At 59.1% G+C, this 16,304-nt stretch carries 16 protein-coding genes and 1 pseudogene; 8 read left to right on the top strand and 9 right to left on the bottom strand.

Features of this window, described 5'->3' with window-relative positions; all coding sequences use genetic code 11:
• Positions 1-298 precede the first annotated feature (298 nt).
• Positions 299-628: a hypothetical protein gene (locus tag L9059_RS11280; RefSeq protein ID WP_247290873.1), complete on the top strand. Its 330-nt coding sequence runs from the start codon at positions 299-301 to the stop codon at positions 626-628.
• Between the two features lie 463 nt (positions 629-1,091).
• On the opposite strand, the gene L9059_RS11275 is transcribed toward L9059_RS11280, so the two are convergent.
• Positions 1,092-1,493: a hypothetical protein gene (locus L9059_RS11275; RefSeq protein WP_247290871.1), complete on the bottom strand. Its 402-nt coding sequence runs from the start codon at positions 1,491-1,493 to the stop codon at positions 1,092-1,094.
• A 1,078-nt stretch (positions 1,494-2,571) separates the two neighbouring features.
• On the opposite strand from L9059_RS11275, the gene L9059_RS11270 reads away from it, so the two are divergent.
• Complete coding sequence (locus L9059_RS11270; protein WP_247290869.1) at positions 2,572-2,853, top strand: DUF3077 domain-containing protein; 282 nt, start codon at positions 2,572-2,574, stop codon at positions 2,851-2,853.
• Between the two features lie 270 nt (positions 2,854-3,123).
• Here L9059_RS11270 and L9059_RS11265 read toward each other — a convergent pair whose 3' ends face one another.
• Both L9059_RS11265 and L9059_RS11260 read right to left on the bottom strand, forming a co-directional pair.
• Positions 3,124-3,492: a PH domain-containing protein gene (locus L9059_RS11265; RefSeq protein WP_150583123.1), complete on the bottom strand. Its 369-nt coding sequence runs from the start codon at positions 3,490-3,492 to the stop codon at positions 3,124-3,126.
• Between the two features lie 53 nt (positions 3,493-3,545).
• Positions 3,546-3,680 (bottom strand): annotated as a pseudogene (locus L9059_RS11260) (potassium channel family protein); the annotation flags it as partial.
• Between the two features lie 103 nt (positions 3,681-3,783).
• Between L9059_RS11260 and L9059_RS11255 the strand changes: the two are divergent.
• Both L9059_RS11255 and L9059_RS11250 read left to right on the top strand, forming a co-directional pair.
• A complete protein-coding gene (locus tag L9059_RS11255) occupies positions 3,784-5,697 on the top strand; it encodes an alkaline phosphatase D family protein (protein ID WP_247290867.1) in 1,914 nt (637 codons plus the stop codon).
• A gap of 55 nt (positions 5,698-5,752) precedes the next feature.
• Positions 5,753-6,202, top strand: a complete 450-nt coding sequence (locus L9059_RS11250) for a bleomycin resistance protein (RefSeq protein ID WP_247290865.1) — start codon at positions 5,753-5,755, stop codon at positions 6,200-6,202.
• A 52-nt stretch (positions 6,203-6,254) separates the two neighbouring features.
• On the opposite strand, the gene L9059_RS11245 is transcribed toward L9059_RS11250, so the two are convergent.
• The gene (locus tag L9059_RS11245; protein WP_247290862.1) at positions 6,255-7,421 is read right to left on the bottom strand and encodes an aspartate aminotransferase family protein; all 1,167 of its coding nucleotides are present in this window, start codon (positions 7,419-7,421) and stop codon (positions 6,255-6,257) included.
• A 102-nt stretch (positions 7,422-7,523) separates the two neighbouring features.
• Here L9059_RS11245 and L9059_RS11240 point away from each other — a divergent pair, with 102 nt between their 5' ends.
• On the top strand, positions 7,524-8,426 hold the full coding sequence (locus L9059_RS11240) for a LysR family transcriptional regulator (RefSeq protein ID WP_247290860.1): 903 nt from the start codon (positions 7,524-7,526) through the stop codon (positions 8,424-8,426).
• A gap of 115 nt (positions 8,427-8,541) precedes the next feature.
• Complete coding sequence (locus L9059_RS11235) at positions 8,542-9,033, top strand: GNAT family N-acetyltransferase (protein ID WP_247290858.1); 492 nt, start codon at positions 8,542-8,544, stop codon at positions 9,031-9,033.
• An 8-nt stretch (positions 9,034-9,041) separates the two neighbouring features.
• On the opposite strand, the gene msrA is transcribed toward L9059_RS11235, so the two are convergent.
• The gene (gene msrA / locus L9059_RS11230) at positions 9,042-9,746 is read right to left on the bottom strand and encodes a peptide-methionine (S)-S-oxide reductase MsrA (protein WP_247290857.1); all 705 of its coding nucleotides are present in this window, start codon (positions 9,744-9,746) and stop codon (positions 9,042-9,044) included.
• A gap of 24 nt (positions 9,747-9,770) precedes the next feature.
• Positions 9,771-10,283, bottom strand: a complete 513-nt coding sequence (gene msrB, locus L9059_RS11225; RefSeq protein ID WP_247290856.1) for a peptide-methionine (R)-S-oxide reductase MsrB — start codon at positions 10,281-10,283, stop codon at positions 9,771-9,773.
• Positions 10,284-10,434: 151 nt separating this feature from the next.
• Between msrB and L9059_RS11220 the strand changes: the two genes are divergently transcribed.
• Positions 10,435-11,151, top strand: coding sequence for a response regulator transcription factor (locus L9059_RS11220; RefSeq protein ID WP_247290855.1), 717 nt, complete (start codon positions 10,435-10,437; stop codon positions 11,149-11,151).
• Positions 11,148-12,668 (top strand): sensor histidine kinase, encoded by a 1,521-nt coding sequence (locus tag L9059_RS11215; RefSeq protein ID WP_247290854.1) that lies wholly within the window; start codon positions 11,148-11,150, stop codon positions 12,666-12,668. Before L9059_RS11220 ends, L9059_RS11215 begins: the two co-directional genes overlap by 4 nt.
• Before the next feature lie 182 nt (positions 12,669-12,850).
• Here L9059_RS11215 and L9059_RS11210 read toward each other — a convergent pair whose 3' ends face one another.
• The 3 genes from L9059_RS11210 to L9059_RS11200 are packed head-to-tail and all read right to left on the bottom strand — an operon-like array spanning position 12,851 to position 16,298.
• Positions 12,851-13,606, bottom strand: coding sequence for a class II aldolase/adducin family protein (locus L9059_RS11210; RefSeq protein WP_247290853.1), 756 nt, complete (start codon positions 13,604-13,606; stop codon positions 12,851-12,853).
• A complete protein-coding gene (locus L9059_RS11205) occupies positions 13,603-14,553 on the bottom strand; it encodes a CobW family GTP-binding protein (RefSeq protein ID WP_247290852.1) in 951 nt (316 codons plus the stop codon). The genes L9059_RS11210 and L9059_RS11205 overlap by 4 nt, the downstream gene beginning before the upstream one ends.
• Positions 14,553-16,298, bottom strand: a complete 1,746-nt coding sequence (locus L9059_RS11200; protein ID WP_247290850.1) for an amidohydrolase — start codon at positions 16,296-16,298, stop codon at positions 14,553-14,555. The genes L9059_RS11205 and L9059_RS11200 overlap by 1 nt, the downstream gene beginning before the upstream one ends.
• Between the last annotated feature and the right edge of the window lie 6 nt (positions 16,299-16,304).

Genomic DNA, 16,304 nt, shown 5'->3' with positions numbered 1-16,304 from the left:
TGCCAGCATCGCTTTGCTGGCTGGGATAGAATGGAGTCAGCAAGGCCTTTCGTGTATCCCTGCATGTATCCCTAGACTTTTAAATGGCCCACAAGCCTTATAGAATATGGAGCATGCGAGTCCCCCTCGGGGCACCAAAATTAAGAAAGGTCTTGCTTAGCAAGGCCTTTTTTTTCGCCTGCGATAAAGCACCTGCCCCACCACCCGGCGTAGGAGCTGCCGAAGGCTGCGATCTTTTGATCCTGCTCTTCTCGCCCCGCTCCCACACCCGGTGAAACATTTCACAAGGATTCCCCCCATGGAATTGCTCCTGGAAACCGTCGCCCTGTTCTGCCTGAAGCTCGCACATGAGACGGAAGGCTCGAGCCCGATTCTGCGCGATGATCTGATCATGAGCGATTACGAGCGCGAGGTTTTTGGTTTACTGGTGCGCCAGGGGGATGTCGCGGCGATCCGGTTGAGGGTCAACCAATGCCTGGCGTTAGCACTGGATGCCTTGGGGGGCGTGGATAAACCCTTGGGGCGTGAGCTTCAGAGGTTATCGGTTGATTGTGATGGCGCGCAGACTCTGCAGCAACTGGAAGCACCGCTTCTTATGCTGCAGAACTACCTGAAAGTCATTTATTGAGCGCCAAAATATAAACCGGTAACGGCAAACCCCAGCGTGCCACAGCGTCGCTGTTTCACGCATTACAAGATCCGCCAGCGACACACATAACTATGGTTTGTCGCTCTCTATGACGGCGACTGCTTCCATGAAAACAAACCGACCCTGCGGACAATTTTTATCAATCCAAACTTGAATCTGATTTTCATTATTTTTGGGCGATAAAAGAGATCAGAGAGAGGCACATCCTATGTCCCTGAAACAGTACGAGAATGTTTTTGCGCGAAAAACGCTTACGAAATACTTTAGTCTCAGAAAGACAGAATTGAAAACTGACGTTATAAAATCCCAACCCAGCAAACGCCAATATATTTCATACTGAGCACCTCACTCTACCGCATAGATAACCATTGATCAAATTGACGACACCTACTGCACTGAAACTTTCCATGCGATGTATGCCCCCTCAACTTTCAAGCTTTTCCTATTTTTGAGTTCTTTCAAGTCTTCGAAACGCATTAGACTTTGCCTCGCAGGCTACTTCAAGACGCGACATTAAACCTTTATAATTATCGGTAATTTTTTCCAATGCTTTGCTTTTAAAAGCGGCATGATTGTATGAACTGTCTTCCACCTTACTTTTCAGATCTTCGATTTTTGTATGTTTTGACTTCATACTATCAAGAAGTTTATACGCAGATTTCACGTTGCCATCCCTTTTAGCAGGGGGTGTTAAACTATTTTTCATGATTTGCTGAAATTTTTTAGCAGACTGCTTTGCTTTTTTGCACTCACTCAATAATTTATTGATTTCTTTTTTGTGTACCACCTTCTGATCTATCAAGGCAAACGACACAGTCGGGGAGGAGACAGGGGCTACACTCATATCATCATCCTAAATTAAATTTTCTGACTCATAGTACTTGGTGGAAATTTTTCCCAATGCAGGACTGTCAAGTCATTACGCATTGAGAAAACCTCATAACTCTAAGCGCGCCACGCGCGCGCCCGCTATCAAAATGCGCTCCTACGCCATAGGCGCCTGCCATATCCTATTAACAACTCAGAAAAAATAGACGTAGAGACCTTTACGCAAGCAGCGTCTGAAAAATTGTGCGCAGCGGGTGAACGTTATAACAAACCGACCGTCGGTAATTGACGAAACGTAGAATCGACCGCCGAGGGTGATGAACACATACTGCAACGGGCACTGCTCAACGCACACCGGCCGAAAAATCAACAGAGGCGCCAGTTGGACAGCTGTGTTGAAGCCTGCGTCTCCCGTTCGCCACGCTCGCAATAAATACCTTTGTGATCGGGTCATGGAGCGACTAATCAGCGATACGCCAAAAGGCGCGACTGCCTGCGCGCAGATTCGTCGTTTGGTCGAAACCTCCAAGGACAATGATCGGTAGCCCTATACGTGCTGTGCCTCTAATGGCACGAGTACCGCATGCGCAGACTGTAGCTAACAACGGAACTCTGTTGCCGCGAAACTGCACACAGGTAGGCCACGGTAACCGGCGGCGCACTTGCAGGCAGTCGTACTACAAGGATCGGATAGGAAGGAGCTCTCGAAGGTTGCAGGAAAAAAATCTCCGCGATACCCTTCCGCCGTCGCTGCCAACTCAGCGACCGGGCTTGGAAACCCGATCAAATCTGGAAGCGCATCAGTGCCTTAATCACGTTTGCAGGAGTTTTTACTCTCGCAGTCGTGTTCTATGGCGGCTGTGCGTGGGACGTCTTCGGGCGTGCCGGTTTCCTAGATTCCCGGTTTTCCAACCTGCGCACAGCTGTCACCCATTCGCTTGGAAACGAACGTGGCAGCTTCTTAATTCTAGGAGCTTCTCTATGCGCAGCATAAATCCGTTCGACATTTGGCTTTCCCCTCTACGCGGCCCCCGGTTGCGTAACGCCCCACCATCCACCCTGCGACACGGCATCTCCCTCACCGGAGGTGGCAAATGACCGACAATCCAGAACTCAAAACCATCGGCTTCACACCCGCGATCTACCTCGGTAATCAAGCGATATTTCACGTAATTGGTAGCGTGCCAATTGGTGATGCGTTGTCCATGGCTTCTGATTTTCTTTGCCTTGCCAAGTCGCTGACTGAGGATGCTGCTTATGCGAAGGACAATGGGCGGCATGCTTGGGCTGCGCATTATTTGGCGGCTATGGGTAAGGCGTTGGTTGATGATTCGGTAAAGGTTTTGATGCGGGAGCGGGGGAATTCTGGGGGTTAGTCTGAAGGTGGGCTGCGATGGTGCTGGGTCATCTGGATTTGTTGTGGATGATCTGGCGCTATCGCGGGCAAGCCTTGCTCCCACAGAGGTAACTTTCCCAGAAATAACTTCCACGGAGGTCACGTCCACAGGGGCTCCCGGAGGGGGGCTTCCACAGAGGGAACTCCATGGGGGGTTTTCCACAGCGGGCCTTTTGGAGCGGGGCTCCCGCTGGTTCGGGGTCGGTGCGAATGAGGCCAGGCCCGAGCCTATCGGGGGGTTGCACCCGCTTCAGAGCAGGTGCTGGGATATCAACTTGGAGATTTCCACCATCGAAGTCCGGCCAGTGAATTCGAATTTCACTCTGCCCAGCGACGAAAAGTAGATCTCCAGTTCCGAATCCAGATCGAAGGTTCCCGACGTTTCCACCGAATACGCCACGATGTTTTTGTACGGCAATGAGGTGAAGTCTTTCTTGCTGCCTGTGAGCCCCTGGACGTTCACTGCGATGATGCGTTTGTTGGTAAACACCACGCCGTCGCGCATGGATTTGTAGGAGTCGATGACCTGCTCGCCATCCAATAGCAGTGCGGTAACCCGCTCGGCGTATTCGTCGTTTTGCTTGAGCTTGAAGAAGCCTTTGTTGTTGAAGTCGATCATGTGCCATTCCCTATGGGTTAAATGCCTATCTAAGCATGTTGCCGCAGGCTTACCTACTCCTCCCCCGCCGTGGCCTTCACCGCCACTTCGATCGCCCGAACGCTGAGCGCCGCAAATATCGCGGTCATCAACACGCCGTTGAACCCGAGCAGGATCGCCGGAATCCGCGTTAAGCCAAGTTTCGGCACGCGGCACAGCAACAAGTGCCCCCGGGGATGCCGCGATGCTTTCGCTGTGCGCCGCCACCTGCGTTATCATCGCCCGCCTCTGCGCACCAAGAGCCTTGACCGGATGTCCGTAACGCTGCCACCAATCGCCGATCTTCACTCCCTGCCACCGGTTCTCGCCGGCCCGCTGTTGCGGCGCCTGGAGCCCACGCGGCTGGTGCTGTGGCTGGTAGGTTCGCGGGAGCTGGAGCTGACCCTGCGTTTGCAGGGTGTCGCCGACATCCGCCTCGATGCCACGCAGTGCACGGTCATTGCGGTGGGCAGCCATGCCTTCGTGCATTTGATCGATGTGCCACTCGACAGCGCCCTGCCCTGCGACACGCTGATCGAATATGACCTGTTGATTGACGGTGCCGGCATTGCCGACTGGGCGCCGCATCTGTTGTATGGCGACGCGCGGCGGCCGAACTTTGTGTTGCGCTCGCGAATCGATCAGCTGCTGCACGGCTCTTGCCGCAAGCCGCATCATCCTGCCGCCGACGGTTTGCTCTGCGTCGATCAGTTGCTGGCGACGGAACACGAGCCGCCGCAGCGCCCTGCGTTGTTGATGATGACGGGCGACCAGGTGTATGCCGACGACGTTGCCGGCCCGATGCTGCGGGCGATTCATGCGCTGATCGAGCGGTTGGGGCTGTTCGAAGAACACCTCGAAGGCGCGGTGGTCAGCGACAGCGCCAAGCTCTATGAGCACCCGGCCAGTTATTACCATCGTGCGGATTTGTTACCGGCGCTTGAGAGCAACGAGACATTGCGTGAGCGGTTTTTCGGTGGTGCGCGTAAGCCGATTTTCACCAGCAGCAGTGCCGACAATCATTTGGTGACGTTTGCCGAGGTGATGGCGATGTACCTGCTGGTGTGGCCCCCTACGGCATGGACGCTGATTGCGCCACAGCCGCCGGAGCTGACTGCGCAGCGGCGTGAGCGGTATGCGCTGGAGCAGACTCGGATCGATGGCTTCAAAGCAGGCCTGGGGCTTGTGGCGCGGGCACTGGCACATTTGCCGAGCCTGATGATTTTCGATGACCACGATATTACCGATGACTGGAATCTTTCCGCGCAATGGGAGGAAACGGCCTACGGGCATCCGTTCTCCAAGCGGATCATCGGCAATGCGTTGATTGCCTACATGTTGTGTCAGGGATGGGGCAATAACCCGGATGCGTTCAAGGATCTGCTGAAGAAAACCGCGCTGCTCAGCGCGACCGGTCAGGACCGTTATCTGGACAGCCCGGCGCAGGATGACCTGATCGATGACTTGCGGAAGTTTCAACAATGGCATTACGTACTGCCCACCAGCCCGGCGCTGGTGGTGATCGACACCCGCACCCGGCGCTGGCGCAGCGAGATGACGTTGAAGCAGCCTTCGGGTTTGCTCGACTGGGAAGCGCTCAGCGAGTTGCAGCAGGAACTGCTGGATCACCCCTCGGCGATTATCGTGTCGCCGGCGCCGATCTTTGGTGTGAAGTTGATCGAGACGGTGCAGCAAGTGTTCAGTTGGTGCGGTTTTCCATTGCTGGTGGATGCGGAAAACTGGATGGCCCATCGTGGCGCCGCGCAGGTGATCCTGAACATTTTCCGCCACTCGCGTACGCCGGGTAATTACGTGGTGCTGTCGGGGGATGTGCATTATTCCTTCGTCTACGAGGTATTTATCCGACACCGCAAGGGTGGACCGCGTATCTGGCAGATCACCAGCAGCGGCATCAAAAACGAGTTTCCGCCGACACTGCTGGAGTGGTTCGACCGACTCAACCGCTGGCTCTATTCCCCGCGCTCGCCTCTGAACTGGCTGACCAAGCGTCGGCTTATGCGCATTGTTCCCCATGTGCCGGAACATGCTGAGGCGGGTGAGCGGCTTTGGAATTCGGCAGGAATTGGGCAGGTGTTCTTTAATGAACGGGGGCAGCCACAGGCTATTTATCAGCACAATTCAAATGGCTTGCCGAAGACCCGGATGGTTGCGCCGCAAGAGGACTGACGGGGGACCGGGTCGTCTGTATCGCGAGCAGGCTCACTCCTACAAAGGGATATGTATGTTTACACGGAGCAAGTTGGTACCTGAACTGATGGTCAGCGACATCAGGAAAAGCCTGCATTTCTGGACGGTATTGGTCGGTATTACGATTGCCTACGAGCGTCCGGAAGTCGGGTTTGCCTACCTCGATCTGAACGGCGCGCAACTGATGCTTGAGCAGTACGATCCGGGCGAAGGGCAATGGCTCAGTGATGCGCTGCAGGCGCCTTTTGGCCGGGGGATCAATTTCCAGATTACAGTTGAATCCGTTGAACCGATTCTGCGGCGGCTGGCTGAAGTTGAATGGCCGCTGTTTCGTGCGTGTGCCGACACCTGGTATCGCGCGGGTCAGGTTGAAGTGGGCCAGCGGGAGTTTCTGCTGCAGGACCCGGATGGTTATCTGGTGCGGTTGGTGGAGAGTCTTGGGGAGCGGTTTGGCGTTGTGTCTGCGCAGACAGTGGACCTGTAGGAGCTGCCGCAGCCTGCGGCAGCTCCTGTGGGGTAGTGGTTGGTTTGATTGATCAGATGGCCCGGCAGATCCCCCTGACAATCATCTCCACCTCCCTCTCATCAATCGTCAGCGGCGGCAGCAGGCGGATAGTTTTGCCACGGGTTACGTTGATCAGCAAGCCGTGATCCCGTGCGGCGATCAGGGTCAGATCGCGGATGGGTTGTTTGAGTTCGATGCCGATCATCAGGCCCTGACCACGAATGGCCAGCACGTTGGGATTGTCCGCCAGTTCGGCCCGCAGCCTGGTGAGCAGCCGATCGCCTTGCCGTGCGGCGTTTTTCAGCAGTGCCTGTTCTTCGATGATCTCCAGTACCGTACAACCGACACGACAGGCCAGCGGGTTGCCGCCGAAGGTGCTGCCGTGGCTGCCGGGGGTGAACAGGTCGGCGGCTTTGCCGCGGGCCAGGCAGGCGCCGATGGGGATGCCATTGCCCAGGCCCTTGGCCAGGGTCATGACATCCGGGACGATACCTTCGTGCTGGAACGCGAACCACTGGCCGGTGCGGCCGATGCCGGTCTGGATCTCGTCGAGCATCATCAACCAAGCGTGCCGATTACACAGTTCGCGCACGGCTTTCAGGTAGCCGGGGGGCGCCGGTTGCACGCCGCTTTCGCCCTGGATCGGCTCCAACAGGATTGCCACGATGCGCGGGCCGTGCCGTTGCTGCACCCGGTCGAGGGCCTTCAGGTCGCCGAACGGCACTTTGACGAAATCTCCCGGCAGTTCGCTGAACCCCAGCCGCACCGCCGGGCCATCGCTGGCGGACAAAGTGCCCAGGGTCCGCCCGTGGAAGGCGTTTTCCATGACCACCACCAGCGGCTGCTCGATGCCTTTACGCCAGCCGTGCAGCCGCGCCAGCTTCAGCGCGGTTTCGTTGGCTTCGGCGCCGGAGTTGTTGAAGAAGGCACGCTGCATGCCGGCCAATTGGGTCAGCTTGCTGGCCAGGCGCTGTTGCCAGTCGATGCTGTACAGGTTGGACGTATGCAGCAACAGTCCTGCCTGCTCGCTGATCGCCGCCACAATTTTCGGGTGGGAATGACCGACGTTGGTCACTGCCACACCCGCCACCGCGTCCAAGTACTCGCGACCGGCCTGATCCCACAGGCGCGTGCCCAGGCCTTTGCAGAAGCTCAGGGCCAGGGGTTGGTAGGTGGTCATCAGGCAGGCGGCAGTCATGACATCAAGCTCCATCAATTGTCGGTGTTTTTGCAGTATGGTTAGCCACCTGAGCTGGATAAACACTGCAATTCTTCAATCATTTTAAAGCTGAGCTTGATAATGGATCTGTTCCAGGCAATGACCGTTTACGTGCGGGTGGTCGAGACCGGCAGCATGACCGCCGCCGCGCAACAGTGCGCAATGTCCACCACCATGGTCGGCAATCACCTGCGCGCGCTGGAGCAACGACTGGGCGTGCGCCTGCTCAATCGCACCACTCGCCGCCAGCGCCTGACGGAGTTCGGCACCGCCTACTATCAGCGCTGCCTGGAAGTGCTGGGGCTGGTGGCCGATTCCGAGCGCCTGGCCGAACAAAGCCAGGACACGCCCAGCGGCACGTTGCGCATCACCGCACCGCTGACCTTCGGCACCGAAAAACTCGCGCCGGCCCTCAGCGAATTCGCCCTGCGCTACCCGCAGGTTAAACTGGACGTGATGCTCTCCAACGGGCGCCCCGACCTGTTGGAAAATGGCCTGGACGTCGCATTTCGCCTAGGCGCTATCGAGCCGAGCAATGTGATCGCCCGCCCGCTGATCGACTACACCCTGACCATGTGCGCATCGCCAGGCTACCTGGCACGCCGTGGCACTCCGCAAACACCCGAAGACCTGCAACAACATGACTGCCTGGCCTTCGCCTACCCGGCCGGTGACGACTGGCAGTCGGTGGAGAAACATTGGCGCCTGAGCGGTCCGGAGGGCGAAGTGCTGGTGGCGGTCAGCGGTACGTTGCTGATCAACAGCTCGGCGGCCCTGCACCAGGCGGCTCGCACCGGTATGGGCATCGTGATGCTGCCGGACGCGCTGGTGGGGCTGGATTTGGCGAGCGGACAACTCGTCGCCCTGATGCCTGACTACCAACTGCCGAGCCGGCCGATGAGCCTGATTTATGCCCAGGATCGCTATCGCCTGCCCAAGCTGCGCCACTTCGTTGATTTCGCCATGCAGCGGTGGGGCAAGTAGTAGCGAAGAAAGGCCGGCATGCACTAGTCTGAGTTGGGACTTGATCAATAGGAGAGCGAAGATGTTCACCAGGTGCATCGAGCCTCGCGCTTCATCAACACGCCAAGGACAGCCAATGACTTCCCTTACCCTTTACCGCCGAGCGACCTCCCAGGATCTGCTGGCCATCTGCAGACTGGGCCAGCAGCTCAACAGCCTGCACCACCAGCACCGGCCGGACATCTACGCGCCCTCGACCGGGGATTTCGCCCGGGACAGCGACTTCTGGCGCCCAAGCCTGGAGAGTGAACATCACGCGGTGTTCCTCGCCGAACAGGCCGACACGGTGATCGGATTCATCACCGTGCAAGTGACCGAATCCAAGGGCTCGCTGATGCAACCGCAACGGGTCGGCCGCATCGGCTCGGTCTGTGTCGACCAGGCTGGCCGGGGCCAGGGCGTTGGCCGGGAACTGATGGCGCAGGCGCAAGCCTGGGCGCTGGAACAGGGCGCGGCGGATTTGCGCCTGACCGTGTGGGGTTTCAATGAACCGGCGCTGCGCCTCTACGAAGAACTCGGTTTTGAAATGCGCGCTTTCGAAATGGGCAAGCGCCTGACCGATGTGTAGGCCCCAGGTTACGACCCACCCTTAACCAGTACCGGTTTGTCCTGGTATCGATCCGGATACAACTGCTTCAACTGCGCCACTTTCGGCAGATCGTTGATCACGATGTACGGATACGTCGGGTGCTCGGTCAGAAAGTCCTGATGCTCATCCTCTGCCGGGTAGAAACCGTTGTAGCTTTCCAGCTTGGTCACGATCGGTTTGCTGAACGAGCGCGCGGCGTCGAGTTGGGCGATGTACGCCTGGGCGACTTTTTGCTGCTCGCCGCTGCGGGTAAAAATCGCCGAACGATACTGAGTACCGCTGTCCGGCCCCTGGCGATTGAGTTCGGTGGGGTTGTGGGCCACCGAGAAGTAGATTTGCAACAGGGTGCCGTAGCTGACCTGAGCGGGGTCAAACGTGACTTCGACGGCCTCCGCATGCCCGGTATCGCCGTCGCTCACCCGCTCGTAGCGGGCTGTATTGGCGGTACCGCCGGCATATCCCGACACCGCGTTTTGCACGCCCTTGACGTGCTGAAACACGCCCTGCACGCCCCAGAAACAGCCACCAGCAAATACGGCAGTTTCACTGCGCGCCTGGGTGGTTTCGTCGAGGGCCGGAGGGGCGATGACCACTGCGTCCTCGGCACCGAAAGAGAAGGCCGAGCATTGACCGATAGCGCCGGCAGCCGCCAGGCCCAGCAGTGTGCGACGCCAGGTAAACGATACTTTCATGGGTCTTACTCCCGAAACAAAAGGTCAAGCCGGCGTGAACTTCATCGCCAGGCCGTTCATGCAATAACGCAAACCGGTGGGTTTGGGCCCGTCATCGAAGACATGTCCCAGGTGACCACCACATCTTCGGCAGTGAACCTCTTCGCGCAACATGCCGAATGAGCGGTCCTGACGAATCCCCACCGCGTTGTCCAGCGGCGCCCAAAAGCTCGGCCAGCCGGTGCGGCTGTCGAATTTGGTCGCCGAGGAAAACAGCGCCAGGTCACAGCCGGCACAGGCGAACGTACCGGTGCGATGCTCGTCGTTCAGAGCACTACTGTATGCCCGCTCGGTGCCCTCTTCACGAAGGATTTCGAATTGCTCATCGCTCAGCAGGCCGTGCCATTCACTGTCGGTGTGAGTCACTTCGAAGACCTGCGCGGCATTGGCTTCGCCGAGCAATGCGACGTTACCGGCAAATTTTGGCAATACACCGACTGCCAGGACTGCGACCCCCAGCCCGCCGCTCGCTACGAGAAACTGCCGTCGTGAGAACATGCTTGCCTCCAAAAATCCAGGGTGCCTTTCATGGAACACAGCCTAGGCTTGGTTTGATCGCCAATTCCTCACGGAGAGTTAAATAAATCGTGATAACTCGACCGGGGAAAAACCCGCACACTACGCATACTGCGTTGAAGGATTGAGCTTGATGGAACAGACCAAACGCGTCCTCGTGGTCGAGGACGACCTGCATATCGCCGACCTTATCTGCCTGCATCTTCGCGATGAGCAGTTCGAGGTGGTGCACTGCGCGGATGGTGACGAGGGCATGCGCATGCTGCAGCAGGGAAACTGGGACGCGCTGGTCCTCGACCTGATGCTGCCGGGGGTGGACGGCCTGGAAATCTGCCGCCGCGCCCGCGCCATGGCGCGCTATACACCGATCATCATCACCAGCGCCCGCTCGAGCGAAATGCACCGGATCCTGGGCCTGGAACTGGGCGCCGACGACTACCTGGCCAAGCCCTTTTCCATGCTCGAACTGGTGGCCCGGGTCAAGGCGCTGTTGCGCCGGGTAGATGCGATGGCGCGCAACCTGAAGATGGACGCCGGCAGTTTGAGCCTCGATGGCCTGTCGATCGATCCGATCACCCGCGACGTCGCCCTCGAGGGTCGGCGCCTGGACCTCACGCCCAGGGAGTTCGACCTGCTGTATTTCTTCGTCCGCCAGCCCGGCAAGGTGTTCTCGCGCATGGACCTGCTCAATGCGGTCTGGGGCTACAGCCACGAGGGTTACGAGCACACGGTCAACACCCACATCAATCGCCTGCGGGCCAAGATCGAGGCCGACCCGGCTCAGCCGGCGCGCATCCTCACAGTATGGGGCCGTGGCTATAAATTTGCGGCGCAAGAGGACCAGCCATGAAGCTGACCCTGACACAACGCCTGTCGCTGGTGTTTGCCTTACTCCTGCTCGTGTGCTGCGGCACATCGGCGTGGATGCAGGTGCGTTCCAACCAGCTGCATGAGCAGGAGGTGGTGCAAGGGTTGTCGAGGAATTTGGCACAACACATTGCCAATGACACGGTGCTGATTAACACCCAGGGCCTGATGCCGGATGCAGTGCGCAACCTGTTCAGCCAGTTGATGCTGGTGAACCCCAGCGTCGAGGTGTACTTGCTGGATACGGCGGGCCGGATTGTCGGCAGCGCTGCGCCCGAGGGGCGGATTCGCCGCGACCAGGTGGATCTGGCGCCAATCCAGCGCCTGCTCAAAGGCAATGCCCTGCCGATACTCGGCGACGACCCGCGCAGCGCCGAAGCGCGCAAGGTATTCAGCGCAGCGCCGTTGAAGGTCGACGGCAAACCGGTTGGCTACCTTTATGTGGTGCTGCTCGGCGAGGAACATGACCGTTTTGCCGAACAAGGCGCTACCAGCGCAGCGTTGAACACGGCCTTGTGGTCGATCGGGCTGGTGGCATTGTTATGCCTGATCGCCGGCCTTACGGCCTTCTCGCTGATCACCCGGCCCTTGAGGCGCCTGACTGAGAACGTCAGCCAGTTCGATATCGATGGCATCCCGCAGACACCCAAGTTGCCGGCTCCGGTGGAAAAAGCCGCCAGCCCTGACGAGATTGCCGTACTCGATGCTGCCTTCCGTCAGATGCAGGGGCGCCTGGGCGAACAATGGCGCTCGCTGACTCGCCAGGACCAGGAACGACGCGAACTGGTGGCAAACATTTCCCATGACCTGCGAACTCCCTTGGCGTCGTTGCATGGTTATCTGGAGACCCTATCGCTCAAGGACGCAACCTTGTCCGTTGCCGACCGCCGTCGTTACCTGGGCATCGCCCTGGATCAAAGCCGCAAGGTTGGCGGTCTGGCGCAGTCGCTGCTGGAACTGGTGCGGCTGGAGCATGGTTTTGTGCAGCCGGTGCTGGAGCGGTTTTCCCTGACCGACCTGGTGCAGGATATTTTCCAGAAATTCGAACTGACTGCCGAAGCCCGCCAGGTGCAACTCAAGGCCAGCTTTGCCCCAACGGTGGCCGGGGTGTTTGCCGACCTCGGGCTGATCGAGCGGGTACTGACCAACCTGTTCGATAACGCGCTGCGCCATACGCCAGTGGCCGGAACCATCAGCATCTGCCTGGTGCCGCAAGGCAGGTTCGTCGAGATCACGGTCAGTGACAGCGGCTCGGGCATTCCCGCGCAACTGCGTGAAGGGTTGTTTCTGCGGCCTTTCAACATTGGCGGCGCGCGGCGTGATGGGGGGTTGGGATTGAGGATTGTGCAGCGAATCCTGCAGCTGCATGGCCGGGAGATTCGTTTGGTGGATGTGCCGGGGCAAGGGGCGACGTTAGTCTTTTCGTTGCCGGTGGATGAGGAAGTTGCGACGCAATTGGCGGTGCGGTCGATGAATCTGAATACGCCGGGGCAGGCCTGACAGACCGTGGTGCCTGATCGCGATTGCGGTGGGTCCGGCAGCCCATCTTGAGCTGCAGACCATCGCTGGCAGCCGGTTCCCGCAGTGAGACTTTGGGGCGCACAGTATTCGTGAACGACCAAAGTCTTTGTGGGAGCTGACTTGCCAGCGATAACGCCAGTCAGCTCACAAATGCATCAAGATCAATCCCGATACCCCGGTGCTACCCGATCCAGCATGCGAATCAACGCAGCCCAAGCCAATTGCATGGCATCCGGATCATTCAGCTCACCCTCTTCCAGCGGTCGGCCAGGATCGTTGAACTGGCGCTCGGTGTGCGCACACACCTGGGCCGGTGGCAGGATCACTTCGCCCGCCGCTTGCGCCGCCAGCTGAATTACACAGGCCTTTTCCAGGTAATACATGCGCAGGAACGCCTGGCTCACGGTCTCACCTACGGTCAGCAAACCGTGGTTGCGCAGCATCAGCACCGACTTGTCACCCAGGTCCTGCACCAAACGCTGTTGCTCACTCATGTCCAGCGCCACGCCTTCATAGTCGTGGTAAGCCACCCGACCATAGAATTCCATGGAAATCTGGTTCACCGGCAACAGCCCGCACTTCAACGCGGCGACCGCGCAACCGGCTTTGGTATGGGTATGCAGCACGCACTGGGCGTCTTCCCGAGCGCCGTGAATCGCGCTGTGAATGACAAAGCCCGCCGGGTTCACCGGATAAGGACTGGCCTCAACCGCGCGCCCCGCAAGGTCGATCTTCACCAGGTTGGACGCAGTGATCTCATCAAACATCAAGCCATAAGGATTGATCAGAAAATGATGCTCAGGCCCCGGCAGCCGCACCGAGATATGGGTAAAGATCAGGTCGCTCATGCGAAAATGCGCGATCAGTCGGTAACAGGCGGCCAACTCCTCGCGTAAACGTTGTTCAATAGGGTTCATGTCCGCACGTTCTCCATCACCTTGCACGCCTCCAGTCCTCGCCCCAGCGCGTCCCAGCCGTCGAAGCCTCGACGAGCAATAAACACCAATCGCGACTCGCTGGCCAGTGCTTCATCAATGGCGGGCAGAAACTGACTGCGGGTGCCGACGTGTTGCAACCAATGCGCCTTACCGCCCTGGGCCAGCATTACCAGCCCCTTCACTCGAAACACATCAGCCGGCAGCGCTTGCAGCCAGCCGCGCAAACGTTGGACATCCAGCCCGGTGGAGTCCTGCCAGAGCCAGCTGCTGAACATTTCGCCGTGATCGTCCGCCGACACCCGCGTCAGCGGCTTCAGTGCCCGTGACTCCAGATCCAGGTTCGTATCCAGCCACAGCGCATCCGGCAACTGCGCCTGCACACTTTCGTGCACCCGGACCCGGGCACCCAAGGCGTCGCGCAGGTTCTGCAATTGTGTGGCGTCGACCAGATCGGTTTTGTTCAGCAGCAGCAGGTCTGCCGCTGCAACCTGGGCCCGGGCCAGCCGCGCATATTCACCCTCCAGCTGCAGGTGACGGGTGGCGTCGACCACCGTGATGACCATGTCCAGCTGCATCTGGCTGCGCAGTTGAGGGTAAGCCAGGGTCTGCACGATGCGCTGCGGATCGGACACCCCGCTGCATTCAATGACAATGCGCTCCAGCCGCGGTTGCAGTTGCGCCAGGCTCGCCAGTTGCGCCAGCAGGTCTTCCTGGACCGTGCAGCAGATGCAGCCGTTTTGCAGACTGTATACCGCGTCGGTCACTTCGGAAACGATTGCCGCGTCGATGTTCAGCTCGCCGAAGTCGTTGACGATCACCGCCAGCCGACTGCCTTCTGCACGACGCACCATGCGGTTGAGCAAGGTGGTTTTACCCGCGCCGAGAAAGCCCGAGACCACGGTGACTGCAATACGCGCGACGTCCATTACGCCTTGCCCTCCAACATCGGTGGTTCGCCTTGCCATACCGCTTTGAGGCCTGCCGCGGCCAACGTCGAATGACGGTCGTAGACCAACTGCCCCTCGACAAAAGTCAGCAACACGTTAGTGCGGTGGATGTAGTTGCGTGCCGGTTCGGCGAACAGGTCACGGTCAATGACAATCAGGTCCGCCGACTTGCCGACCTGCAGGCTGCCGGTGCTGTGTTCCAGGCCCATGGCCACGGCGCCGTTGCTGGTCACCACGTTCAGCGCCTGTTCAAGTGTGATCGGCTCGCCGAAGCAGGCCGGGTCGTCGTTCCAGGGATTCTGGCGGGTGATCATCGTTTCCAGGGCCAGCCAAGGGTCGATGGATGCCACTGGCCAGTCAGTGCCCATCACGGCAGTGCCGCCCGCCTCCAGCACACCCTTGAAATCGTAGATGCGCTTGAGTCGTTCCTGCCCGTAGCCGGAACGTGCACCGCTGGCGAACGGCGTCGGGTACCAGGCTGCCGGGGAAAACTCGGCAATGACGTTCAGCTCCTTGAAGCGCGGCAGGTTGCCAGGGTGCAGCAAGGTGCTGTGCGCACACTGGTGCCGCACTCCGCTGAAACCATTGCGTCGCCGAGCCTCAGCGACTGCGTCGAGGAACACGTCGGACGCGCCGTCACCGGTGCAGTGGGCGATCACCCGAATGCCCTTGCTGTCCATGTCCACCACCATGTCGGTGATGTGCTCCGGGGTCAGGTTGAGCTTGCCGCGCCAGCTTTTCTCTTGCGGCCACGGCGTCAGCAGGTACGAGGATTTTGGCTCTACCGTGCCGTCAAAGTGAAATTTCACCGCGTTGGCACTGAGTCGCGCGCTGCGATAGTAATGACGTTCCCCGCTGAGCAGTTCCCAGCGTCGCCGGACCGGAAAAATATCGTCCTGCCAACTGATTGCCGCTTCGATGCGCACGGTCAATTCACCGCTGTCGTCGAGTTCCTTCAACGCTTGCAGGCGCTGCTCGCAGACGTGTACGTATTTGCTCGCGGTCACCCCCCGCGAACTCTGGAAATGCACGCCGTCTCGATAGGCGCGGCGCAGCACACTGACCGGGGTCGGCGGCATGGCGGCGTGAATCATCGCGTAAGCACCGTCGATCATCAGGCCGGTCGGCTCGCCACTCAATTCGTCACGTTCCAGGTAACCGTTGCGCGGGTCGGCGGTATGGCGGTCGATGCCAGCCAGTTCGAGCGCCTTCGAGTTGACCATCATGGTGCCCCACATACGGTCGAGCAGGGCCACGGGACGGTCCGGCATCACGCTGTCGAGCCACGCCCGGCCAGGGGTCAGCCCGGCTTCGCGGAAGGTGTAGCGCACCCAGTACTGCCCATAAATCCAGCCGTCACCAGGATGGCTGTCGGCATAGGCCAGAATACTTTCGCGCAGTTGCTCCGGGGTCGGATCCTCGATACCCACGTCCAGATCGTCGCTGTAACGCGGGGCCAGCGCCAGGTCGGGGTGGGTGTGCATGTCATGCAGGCCGGGCATGCAGAACGCGCCCTGCAGATCATGCACCAGCGTGTTCGGGCCCTTGAACGCTTCGAGCTCGCCAAGACTGGCGACTCCGATCAACTTGCCGTCGCGAATCGCCACGGCCTCGGCCCACGGGTTTGCCGGATCCTGGGTATAAATGCGACCGTTACCGAGGATCAGATCGGCGTATGTCCCTTGTGCAGAATGGGTCGAGGTAAAGTTGTCGGACTCAGCCATGTAAGC

This window comes from Pseudomonas violetae, assembly GCF_023072615.1.
In the GTDB taxonomy this organism is placed as follows: Bacteria; Pseudomonadota; Gammaproteobacteria; order Pseudomonadales; family Pseudomonadaceae; genus Aquipseudomonas; species Aquipseudomonas violetae.
The sequence above is the reverse complement of the archived record's forward strand: the minus strand, read 5'-3'. Positions and strand labels throughout refer to the sequence as shown.